Source organism: Pedobacter aquatilis (assembly GCF_032678405.1).
In the GTDB taxonomy this organism is placed as follows: Bacteria; Bacteroidota; Bacteroidia; order Sphingobacteriales; family Sphingobacteriaceae; genus Pedobacter; species Pedobacter aquatilis_A.
This window is the reverse complement of record NZ_JAVTSJ010000005.1, coordinates 85,433-100,425: the sequence shown is the minus strand read 5'-3', so window position 1 is coordinate 100,425 and position 14,993 is coordinate 85,433. Positions and strand designations below refer to the sequence as shown.

At 44.2% G+C, this 14,993-nt stretch carries 12 protein-coding genes; 8 read left to right on the top strand and 4 right to left on the bottom strand.

Annotation, left to right across the window (positions count from 1 at the left end):
- Nucleotides 1-70 precede the first annotated feature (70 nt).
- The 3 genes from R2R71_RS14175 to R2R71_RS14165 all read right to left on the bottom strand — a co-directional run bounded on the left by R2R71_RS14175 (nucleotide 71) and on the right by R2R71_RS14165 (nucleotide 1,821).
- Entirely contained in the window at nucleotides 71-511 is a 441-nt protein-coding gene (locus tag R2R71_RS14175; protein ID WP_316831934.1) for a MauE/DoxX family redox-associated membrane protein, read from the bottom strand.
- Nucleotides 512-614: 103 nt separating this feature from the next.
- Nucleotides 615-1,175 carry a hypothetical protein gene (locus R2R71_RS14170; RefSeq protein WP_316831933.1) on the bottom strand — a complete coding sequence of 187 codons (561 nt, stop codon included), beginning with the start codon at nucleotides 1,173-1,175 and terminating at the stop codon, nucleotides 615-617.
- An 85-nt stretch (nucleotides 1,176-1,260) separates the two neighbouring features.
- Nucleotides 1,261-1,821 (bottom strand): hypothetical protein, encoded by a 561-nt coding sequence (locus R2R71_RS14165; protein ID WP_316831932.1) that lies wholly within the window; start codon nucleotides 1,819-1,821, stop codon nucleotides 1,261-1,263.
- A gap of 71 nt (nucleotides 1,822-1,892) precedes the next feature.
- On the opposite strand from R2R71_RS14165, the gene R2R71_RS14160 reads away from it, so the two are divergent.
- From R2R71_RS14160 to R2R71_RS14135, 6 genes are all read left to right on the top strand, one after another.
- Nucleotides 1,893-2,750 carry a hypothetical protein gene (locus tag R2R71_RS14160; RefSeq protein ID WP_316831931.1) on the top strand — a complete coding sequence of 286 codons (858 nt, stop codon included), beginning with the start codon at nucleotides 1,893-1,895 and terminating at the stop codon, nucleotides 2,748-2,750.
- Nucleotides 2,751-2,930: 180 nt separating this feature from the next.
- The gene (locus tag R2R71_RS14155; protein WP_316831930.1) at nucleotides 2,931-3,209 is read left to right on the top strand and encodes a helix-turn-helix domain-containing protein; all 279 of its coding nucleotides are present in this window, start codon (nucleotides 2,931-2,933) and stop codon (nucleotides 3,207-3,209) included.
- Between the two features lie 536 nt (nucleotides 3,210-3,745).
- A complete protein-coding gene (locus R2R71_RS14150) occupies nucleotides 3,746-4,390 on the top strand; it encodes a DUF6266 family protein (protein WP_316831929.1) in 645 nt (214 codons plus the stop codon).
- Between the two features lie 93 nt (nucleotides 4,391-4,483).
- The gene (locus tag R2R71_RS14145) at nucleotides 4,484-4,855 is read left to right on the top strand and encodes a hypothetical protein (RefSeq protein WP_316831928.1); all 372 of its coding nucleotides are present in this window, start codon (nucleotides 4,484-4,486) and stop codon (nucleotides 4,853-4,855) included.
- Nucleotides 4,774-5,361, top strand: a complete 588-nt coding sequence (locus R2R71_RS14140) for a peptidoglycan-binding protein (protein WP_316831927.1) — start codon at nucleotides 4,774-4,776, stop codon at nucleotides 5,359-5,361. Before R2R71_RS14145 ends, R2R71_RS14140 begins: the two co-directional genes overlap by 82 nt.
- A 4-nt stretch (nucleotides 5,362-5,365) precedes the next feature.
- Nucleotides 5,366-5,830, top strand: coding sequence for a hypothetical protein (locus tag R2R71_RS14135; RefSeq protein ID WP_316831926.1), 465 nt, complete (start codon nucleotides 5,366-5,368; stop codon nucleotides 5,828-5,830).
- Between the two features lie 940 nt (nucleotides 5,831-6,770).
- Here the strand turns inward: R2R71_RS14135 and R2R71_RS14130 are convergent.
- Nucleotides 6,771-6,995: a hypothetical protein gene (locus R2R71_RS14130; protein ID WP_316831925.1), complete on the bottom strand. Its 225-nt coding sequence runs from the start codon at nucleotides 6,993-6,995 to the stop codon at nucleotides 6,771-6,773.
- A 194-nt stretch (nucleotides 6,996-7,189) separates the two neighbouring features.
- Between R2R71_RS14130 and R2R71_RS14125 the strand changes: the two genes are divergently transcribed.
- Nucleotides 7,190-13,378: an MBG domain-containing protein gene (locus R2R71_RS14125; protein ID WP_316831924.1), complete on the top strand. Its 6,189-nt coding sequence runs from the start codon at nucleotides 7,190-7,192 to the stop codon at nucleotides 13,376-13,378.
- A 13-nt stretch (nucleotides 13,379-13,391) separates the two neighbouring features.
- Nucleotides 13,392-14,252, top strand: coding sequence for a PorP/SprF family type IX secretion system membrane protein (locus R2R71_RS14120; RefSeq protein ID WP_316831923.1), 861 nt, complete (start codon nucleotides 13,392-13,394; stop codon nucleotides 14,250-14,252).
- Nucleotides 14,253-14,993: the final 741 nt, after the last annotated feature.

Here is a 14,993-nt window from a genome sequence, read left to right as displayed (position 1 = left end):
GGTTGTTAATTAATAATTTTTTCTTCTTGCAGCTAAACCTGGTTTAGCTGTATATTCTTTCATCTGCTGTTCAGTTAATACCTCCTCTCTGCTGCCAATGATAATACAGCCCATAAAGGTTCATCAGCAATATTATAGTGTTAAAAAAGAGGTGCTGTGACCAGTTAAACTGTGTAATCAGGCCGCCGCAAGCGCATGGTACGCTGTTGGCAAAAGAACCTGTTAGAATAAGCACTATATATACAGTGAAGATGAACAGAAGTGTTGACGATGCAATCAAACCATAGCGAAGACTTTTTGGAAAAATAAGAAGCAGCGCAATAAATAATTCAAAGGTTGGCAAAAGCCAGGCCAGCTGTTCTGCCCAGCCATTGGGAAAAGGTTGCTTTTTTAATGCATGTTTGAACGCAGTAATATTAATAAGTTTAGCTACAGCCACATATATCCATAATGTTATAAGCATAAACGCAATACCCCGCAGGCTGATTTTCTGGATTTCTTTGCTATTCATCACCTTCTGTTTTACTATACTAATTTATAGCACAAAGGGAAGCATACCTGCTGAACAGCTGCCCTGGAAATTACTTTACAGCTACGGCAAAAAATGCTTGTACCTAGAGTGTGCGGGCATACAAGCGACAGAAATAATCATAGTTAAGTTGCAGGTAATTACTCAGGTCTTTACGGGCCATAAAGCTCAGCTGGCCGTGGTAACGGTCGATAAGTTTGGCAACACGTAGTGCTGCGGCCTTTTCTTCGAGCAGGAGAACGCGAAACCTTTGCCCTTCATCATATTGTGCACAGAGCGCAAAATAAATGGGTTTCAACTCCGGGAATTGTTGGTGTAAAGATACTAAGGCATCAAAGTCGAGCGAGCAAAGCAGGCTGTTGGTACAGGCAACGAGAAAGTTGGCCGCATTGAGCTTGCGGGTAACCACTGCATTTTCTTTTACAAGGAAGTTAATAACTGAGGGCTTTTTGCGGGCATAGGCATCATATTCTTTCAAAACGCCAGTGGCGAGCCAGGTAAGGGTACCAGGCGTACGGTTAAAATGTTCGCCTTTTTTAAGGCTGCTAAACTGAAGCAGTTGTTGAAGCATAAGCCAGGCCTCTGGTCGGAGGCTGCCAAAGCTTTGCAACTGCAACTTTAAGCGGTATAGCTGTTCATGTTCCATAGGTAGAGGGATTTTTTAATATAAGCCGGTGCCGGCCTTTCCGGTCGTGGTGCGGGCTGGCACCGGCTGCTGGATCAGATGTGGGTTAGGTGTAAGAAATGGTATAGGTTAAACTTTCTGTTTCAGCCACACCGCTTTCATCTGAATATTGGATGGCAGTTGCTGTACCCAGGATAATGATTTTTCCCTCCCCATCAGCAGCAGCCTTTGCTGCGGTATCCGGTTTAATTAAGCTAATAGGCAATCGTTTAATCATAAACGCATGGCTGTTTTGGGCAGCATTGTTAATAAACCGGTCGTCGAGTTTTTGCAGGTAAGTAAGCTGTGTGCTGCTGAATTCGAAATGGCTGCTTGTCCAGTTTCTGAAATCGGCCAGCAGGGCTGAAGCCTCACTGTTGAGGCTCTCGTCGGGGAGGGCATAAAGCTCGCTCAAGAGCGCAGCAAAGCCCTCCGCTGTAAACGGATACGTCTTCATAAAGTTTAAGGTTAAGGTTTTTGCTCCATTGCAAAACCTGAGGGCAAAACTATTTGTGGCACCAGCAACGCCAAAAAAATGAAAGAATGAATTGATTAGGTGGTACCATTTTGGCAATAGCTGGTAGATGCCCTGGCAATACCAAAGGTGATAGCTGTTATTTTTTAACATTTTAGTAGCCAACTAAAATTGGAAAATACCCTTACTTTAACTTTATTTGAAATAGTTTTAATTGGCCTGTTATGGAAAAACATATCACCCTAACTAAAACATCCCTATATTTTTCAGGCTATTTCAGGGTAAAGGTGGCATTGCTCATCAGCCTGCTCCTGATTTTCATAAGTACCAGGGATAGCCTTTTGGTGCTAGTGAAGAATGCCAAATTTTACACCTCCCTTTGTTTTGGTTTTGTTATTGCATGGCTAATTATCGAACTGATCCATTGGGTAAATGTATGGCTCGATGGCTTTTGCCCCTGGCATGCCCTGCTGAAAAGGCTTTGCCTCTTATTGCTTTTCGGTATAATGCCGGTTGTGCTCATCGATCTGCTGCTGGTAAAACTGGTTTTTATATTTGCCCATCAGAATTTTGACCGGAGTGGCTTTACACGTAAAATTTTGCCGCTTAATGTACTGCTGATCTGTATCGGGCACTTTAGCCTGTATTTGCGGCAACGCCACCAGCTCAAAAGTAACGCAGGGGCGATGAGAACATCGGGCAATGGTAATACACCTGGGCTGCAAACTTTTGCATTGGTTACCGGCTACCTGAGCAATCAGAAGCACGAACTGCTGCCCGATGAGATTCTCTGCCTGATTACCGGAAGCAGCTATGGCGATATTTTCCTGAAAAATGGTAAACGGATGAACATGACCTACCGGAGGCATACGCTGCGGGCAAAGCTCGATCCGAAGAAGTTTGTCGAAACCCGCGGCGGGGTATTCTTTGCTTACGATGCGATTTCAGGGCTGCGCAAAGCTGGCAGACAACACCAGCTAATTTTAAAGCAGGATTTTCATTTCGATGGCATACCGCTCGATATCAGCAGGCGTTTCTTTCCGGCATTTCTGGAGGGCTTTAAGGCGTGGCAAACCGGATAATTTAATGTAGTGAAAATAATAGTAGGCTGATTTTGAAAGCTTTATCGTTTTTATTAAATTTGGTTTCATACCGGTCGTGGTGCAGTAAGCAAACCTGCTTTCAAACTGCTCCTTCATTTCCCTATGGAATGTAATTTCATTGAACTGTGCGCAGGCTGAAGGCGTTAAACAGACGTTCTTATGAAAAAATTAGACACCTTAATCAAAATCCTGTATAATATCTACCTGATCCTTAAAAAAAATCAGGATAATTTTTACTTATCCGCTATAGCACAAAGCGATGAAGAACCAATGACCCGCCAGGAGGTTAAAGACTACCTTAAAATCAGCGAAAGCACCTACAAACGTAAGGTTAAAGACGGTACACTGAAGCCGGCTAAACTGCCCGGAGGTCACCGCTATTATAAACGCGATTTAATCGGCGCCTTAAACGAAAGCCATAACCGTGGGCGGCTGTAAAACCATAATTTCTGCCAAACGTCCTGCTGAATTTATTTCAGCATCTCATGAAAGAGAGACCCTGAAACAAGTTCAGGGTGACGGACTGGAGCAAGCATCGTGTCACGCTGAAGGAGTTGTCCTTAGTCAAACTGTCCTCTTGAGCGTAGTCGAAGGATCACTCATTTCTTCGGCTTGGCTTCGACTGTGCTTCGGGAACCGTTCGGGAAACCTTGCGGTGTTGTTCGGCTCCGCTTCGGGAACCGTTCGGGAAAACACCTGAACAAGTTCGGGAAAACTTCGGCACAACTTCGGCCGGGTGCAAAACCCATGCAAAAGAAAAGCAAAACATGATACGGTTTTAGCTAAAGGTTTTCTGCCCGGCAACCGATAGGCCAGTAGATACTAAGCCAATGAAAAGCCCATTCAGGTTCAATAAAATCCAATATGGTCCAATGTGGCTCATAAATTTCACCCTCCTTTTCTGCGTTCTAAGTTTGAACCGTGCAAGATGGACCGGCCGGCCATTAAGCACATTCACTTTAAAAAAATAAAAAATGGGAATCATTAGAAAAGGAGCCAATGGAGGCTTCTCCGGCAAGGCCGGAAGTATTATCGGCAGCAGCTGGAACAACCTCGATTACATCAAGGGATTGTACAAAAAAAGCACTAAGCCGGCAACAGAAAAACAAATTACCCAGAGGCTGCGCTTTGCAACAGTGGTTAATTTTTTATCACCTGTAAAAGATGTGCTGAACATCGGTTACAAAGGGCAGACAGCAGGGCGGGTTACCGGCTACAACATGGGCTTGCAATATGCCCTGGCTAACGCCCTTGTGGGTACATATCCTGATTTCGTGGTAGATCACAGTCTGGTGCAGATGAGTAAGGGAACACTATTGCAGCCTATGGATATTACGCTGACTTCGGCGGCACCAGGTCAGCTAACCATTGGCTGGTCGGGGCAGGTAAACGATCTGAATGCCTTTGCCGATGACCGTCTGTTTGCGGTAGTATATAACACGGTGCAAAAGTTCTTTATCATTAACACCGATCTGGGTTTGAGGGCTGCGGAAACGGCTAACTTCGAGCTTCCAGTCAATTTTTCCGGTCAGGCCGTAGAAGTTTACCTGTTTTATATTAACCGCGACGATACCCGTCGCTCGGTAACTACCTACTCAGGTCCGGTTGATATTGCTTAAGTGCCATCAATCGCCGAAGCTCCCTTTCGCGGGGAGCTTCCTTTACAAATTAACTTTTAGCCTTCGGGCATCGAAACATTAAAAACCTTTATTATGAAAACGTTTGGTTTAGTATCCTTTATAAGGGAAAAACAGCAGCCGGCATTTTTCTCCTTTGGTGTGGGGCTTCTGCTTTTGTTTTACCCTTCACTTGGCCGTCTGCTTCGTTATTTTGATCCTACGGCAGCCTTACCCGATGCGGGTATCTGGCAACTGATTTTGCTGGGCTTCATTTGCTTTTTAAGCTTTACCTGCCTGTGCTGGCAATTGCTTGAGCAAATCGCTAAGCATTTCGGCTTAAAATCACTTTATCTGGTCACTTTACAATTTAACGATCTAAGCACATGGCAACAGTTAGGATTTTACTGGGCATCATTTGCCTTATTGTTTTTGGGAGCTATCGCCTGCCTGGCAGCGGTACTGTAAGCCATAAAGGCTTAGGGCTGCACAGGTGGCAGGCCCGGCAAAGCCCGGAAGCAGCGCTTCAGGTTTTGCACCTGGCCCGGTCACAGCTCCATGTCCGCGAAAAAACCGGACACAACGATGGTTCAGCCGTTGAGGCTTACCTGCATTATGTAAAACTCGAAAAGGGGGCGCCCTGGTGTGCTGCTTTTGTAAGCTGGGTGTTCGGGCAGGCAGGTTATAGTCAGCCGCTTACAGGTTGGAGCCCGGCACTCTTTCCGGCAAACAAACGCTGTACAAATGCGGCACCGGCCATGGTTTTTGGCATCTGGTTTCCGGAACTTAAGCGCATCGCCCACTGCGGTTTCATCGAAAAGCGGCAGGGAAACTGGCTGATTACCATTGAGGGCAATACCAACGTGGCAGGCAGCCGGGAAGGCGATGGTGTGTACCGAAAATACCGGCACATCCGTACAGTAAGGTATTTTGCCAGCTGGCTAAAAGGAAAGGAGGCAGGCCATGTTAATTAGGTTAATGATAGCGCTTATCTGGGTTTTCGCTATGCTATCGGCTTGTGGTACCTTAAAAAGTAAACAGCTGCAAAGCCAGCATTTCGGGCAGCGCCTCCGCTCGGCATCTTTTAGCCAGCTGCAGCAAAGTGAAAAACAGCACCTGCTTATTAGCGACAGCTTAAATGGTACTTATGCCATTGAGATTTGGCCTAAAGGTGCTTTTAGCTACCGTATGGATTCGGGTTTTAAAGGTGAGGCCAGCCGCATCAGTATATCGGGCAGCTCAGTACGCAGTACCTTGTCGCAACAGGAAACGGAAAGTGCCGGTAGCCAGCAAATTAAAAGTCTTAGGGAGGAAAAGCAGAACTTAAAAACCACACAAAGCAGCAGCACAAAGGCGGTGGTTAAAGTGCCCTTCTGGATTTACCTTTTGGCAGGGCTTATAACCGTAGGGCTGGGGCTTTATTATTTTAAGCGGAAACTTTAAGGCAATACAACAGGCAGGCTGTGGGCTTGCCTGTTGATGGAACAGCCCACTCATTCCGTCATCCTGAGCTTAGTCGAAGGATCTTTTTCATCCTGCATCCATTTGCAAAGATCCCTCTATTTCGCTGCGCTCCAATCGGGATGATGACTTGTGGAGCTTTAGGTGTTTTTAAGGAGATTGCTTCCTCGTACCTCCTCGCAATGACGTGTTATAGAGATTGTCATCCTGAGCGCAGTCGAGTCGTCCTTACTCAAATTGTCATCCTGAGCGTAGTCGAAGGATTACTCAACCGTCATTGCGAAGCCGGGTTAGAGCGAGCTGAAGCAATCTGTTTTGAGGCAAGTAATTGATCGGACGTAACTAAAGAGATAGCTTCGTACCTCGCAATGACGCCTAATGGAGGTTGTCATCCTGAGCGTAGTCGAAGGATCTTTTTCATCCTGCATCCATTTGCAAAGATCCCGCTGTTCCGCTGCGCTCCAGTCGGGATGACGACTCGTGGAGCGTTACGTATTTTTAAGGAGATTGCTTCCTCGTACCTCCTCGCAATGACGTGTTATAGAGGTTGTCATCCTGAGCGTAGTCGAAGGATCTTTTTTGCCCTGTATACATCGTTATAAGGAGCAACTTCTGATGAAAAAACAGTTTTATATGACGCAATTACATCTACACGAAATTGTGATTACGCAGCAATCTTTGTTTTTGTAGTATTTTATTTACTGATTTGAATATGTTTTGAGTAGGTTTTTTGATGCTTATATAATGTTGTTGATAAATGTCAATTAAAAAATAATTGCTTCACAATACTAATTCGCATTTTTTGTCCATTTCGCCCCTTATTTACCACCTATTATTAAGTATTTCTGGGGTGGATGATTTGTAGGATTTCTGCTGTCTTAGAAAATAATACATCTTTGTCGAAATCATCCAAACAAGCTAATCACATGAGTTTTAAGAAACGCTCTTTCTTAAATAAATGGGTCTTTTTAGGTAAAGACTCTATTTCATTTATTTGCCCTGATCTGTTTTTACAGGCAAATCTTATTGCAATCAATTCCGCTTCAGTCTTATCAACTTTTTTCCTTTTAACAGGAAGTTTAATCAAGCCGGGTGATAGCCTGCTGTTCAAAAATAACTTTTCAGCCGCTGTTACCGCAAGCAACATTTATTTCTCCTAGTTAACAATTGGTTATGAAATACAAACTCTTGCACATTAATGCTGATGATCCCCTGAGCATTCTAAAAGGTATTAGTCAGAACATAATTAACTATCATTTATTAGTAGAAACGGTAAACTTCAATCCCGTTTGTATTTTTTATTTCTACAGCAAGTATTGGAGATTTTAGAAAAGTAATTTTATGAGAAAATTTTACAAAAAGGTATTTTATTTTTTATTCATTATCCCGGTGCTTTTAATTAGTGTGTTAGATGCCAGGGCTGCTTTATCTAAAGGCGATCTTGCGGTAATTGGAATGAATGGTGACGCAGATCCGGCAGCAACATCCCGCAGTTTTGCTGTTGTGGCGCTTAATACGATTAGTAATGGTGAGGTAATCAATTTTACAGATCGTGGATGGGTTAATACTTATGGCTCAACTCAAGCACACTTTGCAAATTCTCCTTCTACTGTTGAAGGTACTTTTCAATGGCAACCTTCTGCCATTATACCAGCAGGGACCGTAATTATATTTACAATTGATTTGTCGTCCAGAACTGTGTTAGGAAAAAGAGGTAATGGCATCTCGCTTCCATCAGCAGATCTGTCCATACTTTCCAACTCCTGGACGACTTCGGTGCTTACTTCTAACCCCTGGTTCCAATCAACAGGTGATCAAATACTGATTTATCAGGGAAGTGAAAGTAGCCCGGCATTTATTTTTGCCTTTAATAATATGAGGTTAAATGCATCAAATATTTCAAACGGCTGGCATGTTAATACTAGTGGTATTGAACCGGCAACTCAGCTTCAAAATTATAGTGAATTGCCATCTGATTTAGGTACAACTTATTCAACTGCCTTTTTTACCCCGACAACGAATTCACGCTATCCCAATGAAAAATATAATCCAACTTCATCAAGCGGAACTAAAGCAACAATTTTAGCAGATATTACCAATACTGCTAACTGGAGTAATACAACAACTTCAGGTACACCATATGACTTCACTCAAGGCTTTGGTGCTAATAATACAAAACAATTCAATCTTGGCAATACGACAGCACCAACGGTTACTGCTGCTGCCATCAGTATCAGTGGTGCAAGTGGTACAGGTGTTTCGTACAAAATTGGAGATGTGGTTACCGCTACCTGGAATAATACAGCGAGTGGCGATAATAATTCGGGCATTACTGGGGTAACGATAGACTTTAGCCAATTTGGTGGAGGTGCTGCGGTAGCTGCAACCAATAGTAGCGATACCTGGACAGCTACTTACACGATCGTGGCGGGTTCGATAGATGCTACCAGCAGAAATGTGGCAGTAACCGCTACCAATTCAGTAGGCCCAACCACTACGACAGATGATGCCAACGCTACCGTGGATAATGTGGCGCCAACGGTTACTGATGCCAAAATCAGTATCACCGGAGCAACTGGTACAGGTGGCATATTTAAAATAGGTGATGTAATAACTGCTACCTGGAACAATACTGCTGGTGGCGACAATAATACGGATGTGATCTCTTCCGTAACCTTTAACTTCAGTCAGTTTGGCGGTGGCAGTGCGGTTGCGGCCACCAATAGCAGTGGTACCTGGACGGCAACCTATACCCTGGTTGCCGGCAGTATGAACGGAACCACTAACAGAAACATTTCTGTCACAGCTACTGATAATGCCGGAAACAGCACGACCACAGCAGATGCTACCAACGCTACTGTTGATAACGTGGCGCCAATAGTTACTGATGCCAAAATCAGTATCAGCGGAGCAACTGGCACAAGTGGTAAATTTAAAATAGGCGATGTAGTAACTGCTACCTGGAACAATACTGCTGGGGGCGACAATAATCCAGGAGTTATCTCTTCTGTAACGGTTAACTTCAGTCAGTTTGGCGGTGGCAGTGCGGTTGCGGCCACCAATAGCGGTGGTACCTGGACGGCAACTTATACCCTGGTTGCCGGCAGTATGAACGGAACCATTAACAGAAACATTTCTGTCACAGCTACTGATAATGCCGGAAACAGCACGACCACAGCAGATGCTACCAACGCTACTGTTGATAACGTGGCGCCAATAGTTACTGATGCCAAAATCAATATCAGCGGAGCAACAGGCACAGGTGGTGCATACAAAATTGGAGATGTTGTAACCGCTACCTGGAACAATACCGCTGGGGGCGACAATAATCCAGGGGTTATCTCTTCTGTAACCGTTAACTTCAGTCAGTTTGGCGGTGGCAGTGCGGTTACGGCCACCAATAGCGCTGGTACCTGGACGGCAACTTATACCATTGTTGCCGGAAGCATTAACGGAACCATTAACAGAAACATTTCTGTCACAGCTACTGATAATGCCGGAAACAGCACAACCACAGCAGATGCTACTAATGCTACTGTTGATAACGTGGCACCTACGGCTACGTTGAGTAGTACGGCTGGTGCATCAGGCGGATCAACAAGTATTTCTCCAATTCCATTTACGGTGACCTTTTCAGAATCGGTAACGGGTTTTGTACACGGAGGTATCACACCAGGGAATGCCACGCTCAGTGGATTTTCTGGCAACGGAACAACTTATACTTTTAATGCAACGCCAATAGCCAATGGCGCAGTTACAATCGATATTGCAACTAATGTAGCACAGGATGCTGCAGGCAATGGTAATACTGCTGCGAGTCAGTTTTCATTTACTTATACACAGGCTAACGAGGCCCCGGTAGTTACTACTGGCGGCGGTGCTACTTCATTCACAGGTTCATCAGTGGCAATAGATAACGGATTAACGGTATCGGATGTGGATAATAGTACTTTAAGTTCGGCAACAGTTGCTATAACCGGAAATTTCGTATCTGGTGAGGACATTTTAGTGTTCACTGCAAACCCCTCAGTTTTCGGTAACATAGCTGGTAGTTACAATGCAGGTACAGGGGTATTAACTTTAACATCAAGCGGGAGCACTGCAACAATAGCACAATGGCAGGCCGCTTTCAGATCAATTGCATATAATAATTCTTCGGCTACACCGAATACTTCAACAAGAACGATGAGTTTTACCGTAAATGATGGTACGGATAATAGTAATGCGGCTACCAAAAATGTTACGGTTACTATTCCGGCGACAGTTACTTCACTTGTTCGTGCCGGTTCAAACCCAACAAATGCCTCGAGTGTACCATACACGGTTACGTTTGATAAGTCTATATCAGGAATAACCACCAGTAATTTTTCGATCACCACTACCAGTACCCTTGCAGGCGCAGCTATCTCATCTGTATCTGGTTCAGGAAGTACTTATACCGTAACGGTAAATACAGGTACAGGTTCAGGTAATCTGACCTTAAACCTGGCTAACGCTACAGGTATTACTCCGTCAATTAGCACTTCATTACCATTTGCCGGAGAAACTTACACCATAGATAGAATCGAACCTTCTGTTACCTCGGTAACAGTTCCGGCTAATGGTACTTATACCGCTTCACAAAATCTTGATTTCACTGTTAATTTTTCAAAAGCAGTTACGGTAGGTACCACAGGTGGTACACCATACATCGCTGTAACTTTAAATACAGGTGGTACGGTACCCGCAAATTATACCTCAGGAAGTGGCACTTCCGCACTGGTATTTCAATACATCGTTGCCAGTACAGACAGAGATTTGGATGGCATTGTTTTAGGTGCATTGAGTATAAATGGTGCTACCATTAGGGATGCGGCAGGTAATAATACAAATACTACATTAAACAATGTGGGCAGTACCTCCGGTGTATTAGTGGATGGAACCCCAATCATTGCTCAAACGATTACATTCAATACCTTGTCTGCAAAAACCTATGGTGATGCAGACTTTGATCCGGGAGCTACGAGTGATCACTCGAGTATTCCGATTACCTATAGCAGTAGCAATACCAACGTAGCGACCATTGTGAATGGCAAGATTCATATCATTGCTGCAGGCTCATCAACAATTACAGCCAGTCAGGCAGGGGATGCCTCTTATAGCGCAGCAACAGCTGTGCAACAGATACTAACCGTTAATGCAAAAACAATTACAGTAACCGCGGCATCTAAAAGCAAAATTTATGGTGATGCCGATCCTGCACTGAGCTACACCTTTGCTCCGGTATTGTTAGGTACAGATACCTTCAACGGAAGCCTAACGAGATCACCGGGTGAAAACGTGGGCACTTATGCGATCAGCCAGGGGACATTAGTCTTAAACAGCAATTACACTTTAACATATGCAGGTGCGAACTTGAGCATCGGTGCAAAAACAATCACGGTAACAGCAGCAACTAAGAGTAAAACCTATGGCGATGCCGATCCTGCACTGAGCTACACCTTTGCTCCGGTATTGTTAGGTACAGATACTTTTAACGGAAGCTTAACGAGATCACCGGGTGAAAACGTAGGCACTTATGCGATCAGCCAGGGTACATTAGCCTTAAACAGCAATTACACTTTAATGTATGCAGGTGCGAACTTGAGCATCGGTGCAAAAACAATCACGGTAACAGCAGCAACAAAGAGTAAAACCTATGGCGATGCCGATCCTGCACTGAGCTACACCTTTGCTCCGGTATTGTTAGGTACAGATACTTTTAACGGAAGCTTAACGAGATCACCGGGTGAAAACGTGGGCACTTATGCGATTACCCAGGGGACATTAGCCTTAAACAGTAATTACACTTTAACGTATGCAGGTGCGACCTTGAGCATCGGTGCAAAAACAATCACGGTTACAGCAGCAGCAAAAAGCAAAATTTATGGTGATGCTGATCCTGCACTGAGCTACACCTTTGCTCCGGCACTGTTAGGTACAGATATCTTCAACGGAAGCCTAACAAGATCACCGGGTGAAAACGTCGGAACTTATGCGATCACCCAGGGGACATTAGCCTTAAACAGCAATTACACTTTAACGTATGTGGGTGCCAACCTAGCTATTGGTGCAAAAAGCATTACGGTTACGGCAGCAGCAAAAGCGAAAACCTATGGTGATGCTGATCCGGCATTGACTTATACATTTACACCGGGCCTGATAAACGGCGATAGCTTTAGCGGTTCATTAAGCCGTGCAGCAGGAGAAGGTGTAGGTACTTATGGTATTGCACAGGGTACTTTAGCTTTGAACGCGAACTATACTTTAAACTATTCGGGTGCAAACTTAAGCATTGGTGCAAAAAGCGTTACGGTTACGGCAGCAGCAAAAAGCAAAACCTATGGGGATGCTGATCCGGCATTGACTTATACGTTTACACCGGCCCTTGTAAGCGGTGATAGCTTTAGCGGTTCATTAAGCCGTGCAGCAGGAGAAGGTATAGGAACTTATGGTATTGCACAGGGGACTTTAGCTTTGAACGCGAACTATATTTTAAACTATAATGGTGCAAACCTAAGCATTGGTGCAAAAAGCATTACGGTTACGGCAGCAGCAAAAACGAAAACTTATGGTGATGCTGATCCGGCATTGACTTATACGTTTACACCGGCCCTGATAAGCGGTGATAGCTTTAGCGGTTCATTAAGCCGTGCTGCAGGAGAAGGTGTAGGAACTTATGCGGTTAATCAAGGTACAGTTGCACTGAATGGTAACTATACAATCAACTATAGCGGAACTAATCTGATCATTAATAAAGCAGTACTTACCATTTCTGCAGATAATGCTGCGATGTGCGAGTCAGATGGTTTCCCCCGGTTTGCTGTAAGTTACAGCGGCTTTAAATCAGGCGATACAGAAAGTGCTTTAAGTACAAAGCCGGCAGTATCAACTACTGCTAACAGGAACGTTGCGGGTACTTATGCGCTTGTTCCGGAAAATGCGGTATCAGCTAACTATAGTTTTGTATACATCAATGGCTCATTGGTTATAAATGCCCTGCCAATAGCCGGCATAACAAGTAGTAAGGGGCTGGAAATCAGTAAAGGCGAAACTTCGGTTTTAACGGCAACCGGCGGAACAATTTATAGCTGGGCTACAGCTGGTGGAATCGTTTCGGGCCAGAATACTTCCGTTTTAACTGTACGCCCTTCGCAAACAACCACTTATGTGGTAACAGTGTCTAATGCCAGCGGATGTGCTGTTTCCCGGTCAATAACCATTGCGGTAAAGGATGATTATCAGCTTGTTGCAGCAAATATTCTTACGCCAAATGGCGATGGAATTAACGATACCTGGGTTGTGAAAAACATAGATATGTACCCTAATAACGAGGTGAGGATTTTTGACCGTAATGGCAGAGAACTTTATAATAAAAAAGGATATGATAACAGTTGGGGAGGAACTGTACATGGAAGTGATTTAGCTGAAGGTACCTACTACTATACGATTAGTTACGGGCCGGGTAAGCTCGTTCAGAAAGGATTTATTACGATTGTTAGAAACCGTTAAAGAAATGAAAAGCATGAAAACGAAAATATTAGTGCTGCTGGCACTTTTTGCGACGACGATAGCAAGTGCACAAGTCAGTCCATTAGTCAATCAATATTACCACAATACTTATCTGGCAAATCCGGCAATGGCCGGATTAAAAACAGGGGCTTCGGTAGACCTTGCCTTTCGTTCGCAGTGGAATGGAATACAGGGATCTCCGGTGGTACAAAACCTTAGCGCTACCTATGGCTGGGACAAAGTGGGCTTAGGTTTAAACATGAATCTCGATAAGGCAGGCCTGCAGCGCCAGACACGTATTGTTGCGAGTTACGCTTATCATTTACCCTTAAATGAAACTGCAAAACTTCATTTTGGTCTTTCTGCAGGTTTCATAAACCAAAGAATTGACATACAGGATTTAATTGGGAATTCGGCTGATAATCAGATCGGGGCTTATAATTCTGATCACAGAACTTACTTTGACGGTGATTTTGGTGTGGGGGTAACAGGTGAACGCTTCAACGTCGACTTTGCCCTGGTTAACCTGAAGAACTACCTGAAACGTGATAATTATAAACTAATCAATTCGCCGGTAGTATATGCATCAGCGGGTTATAAAATTAAACTGGGCGAAACCAATTTCCAGCCTAAGGTAGCTTACAGGTCTTTTAATGAGCTGTCTGATATTTTCGATTTTGGCGGGCAATTTGCCCTTGCAAATGAGCAGCTATTGTTAATGGCGATGTATCATACCAGCAAAGCAGCGAGCTTTGGTGTAGGCCTCCACTATAAGAAAAAATACACGATCAACACTTCATATACTACGCAAACGGGTATTTTGAGTGGGTATACAACCGGTAGTTTTGAATTGAACTTTGGTATCAACTGGTAAGTTTGATCTCGCTAAACAAAGGGCTTTCCCAATAGGGATGGCCCTTTGTTTGTTAGGGGCTTTTTTTAAGAAGATTGTTTTTCCGATAATCCGAACCGGGCTGTACCTCGCTATGACGTGTAATGTAGGCTGTTATCCTGAGCAAGGGGGAATTGCCTCGGTGTTAGTTAAGTGCTAATAGGTAAGAGATCCTGGGTTGAGAGTGGGCTGAAGCAATCGTTTTTCATACGCTCCCGCTGATTTCACAGATTACCGCAGAGGCCATTTCTATCTGCGTGAATCATCTTAAATCTGCGGGCCATTCTTTTGTTTTATAATCCTTTCGTTCGTCATTGCGAGGCCGGTTGAGAGTGGGCTGAAGCAATCGTTTTTCATACGCTCCCGCTGATTTCACAGATTACCGCAGAGACCATTTCTATCTGCGTGAATCATCTTAGATCTGCGGGCCATCCTTTTATTGTTTTATAATTCTTTCATTCCTCATTGCGAGGCCGGGTGAGAGCGAGCTGAAGCAATCGCTTTTCATACGCTCCCGCTGATTTCACAGATTACCGCAGAAACCATTTCTATCTGCGTGAATCATCTTAAATCTGCGGGCCATTCTTTTGTTTTGTAATTCTTTCATTCCTAATTGCAAAGCCGGGTGAGAGTGAGCTGAAGCAATCTGCTTGAACCAAGTCAAAGATAATGTTTAACTAAAGAGATTGCTTCGTACCTCGCAATGACGCCTAATGGAAGTTG

Excerpts from the sequence above, each read along its gene's own strand:
- R2R71_RS14140 (WP_316831927.1), top strand. The coding sequence starts at position 4,774 with ATGGCAACAGTTAGGATTTTACTGGGCATCATTTGCCTTATTGTTTTT.
- R2R71_RS14120 (WP_316831923.1), top strand. The coding sequence starts at position 13,392 with ATGAAAACGAAAATATTAGTGCTGCTGGCACTTTTTGCGACGACGATA.
- R2R71_RS14135 (WP_316831926.1), top strand. The coding sequence starts at position 5,366 with ATGATAGCGCTTATCTGGGTTTTCGCTATGCTATCGGCTTGTGGTACC.
- R2R71_RS14150 (WP_316831929.1), top strand. The coding sequence starts at position 3,746 with ATGGGAATCATTAGAAAAGGAGCCAATGGAGGCTTCTCCGGCAAGGCC.
- R2R71_RS14130 (WP_316831925.1), bottom strand. The coding sequence starts at position 6,995 with ATGTTGCTTGCGGTAACAGCGGCTGAAAAGTTATTTTTGAACAGCAGG.
- R2R71_RS14160 (WP_316831931.1), top strand. The coding sequence starts at position 1,893 with ATGGAAAAACATATCACCCTAACTAAAACATCCCTATATTTTTCAGGC.
- R2R71_RS14155 (WP_316831930.1), top strand. The coding sequence starts at position 2,931 with ATGAAAAAATTAGACACCTTAATCAAAATCCTGTATAATATCTACCTG.
- R2R71_RS14165 (WP_316831932.1), bottom strand. The coding sequence starts at position 1,821 with ATGTTAAAAAATAACAGCTATCACCTTTGGTATTGCCAGGGCATCTAC.
- R2R71_RS14170 (WP_316831933.1), bottom strand. The coding sequence starts at position 1,175 with ATGGAACATGAACAGCTATACCGCTTAAAGTTGCAGTTGCAAAGCTTT.
- R2R71_RS14175 (WP_316831934.1), bottom strand. The coding sequence starts at position 511 with ATGAATAGCAAAGAAATCCAGAAAATCAGCCTGCGGGGTATTGCGTTT.
- R2R71_RS14125 (WP_316831924.1), top strand. The coding sequence starts at position 7,190 with ATGAGAAAATTTTACAAAAAGGTATTTTATTTTTTATTCATTATCCCG.
- R2R71_RS14145 (WP_316831928.1), top strand. The coding sequence starts at position 4,484 with ATGAAAACGTTTGGTTTAGTATCCTTTATAAGGGAAAAACAGCAGCCG.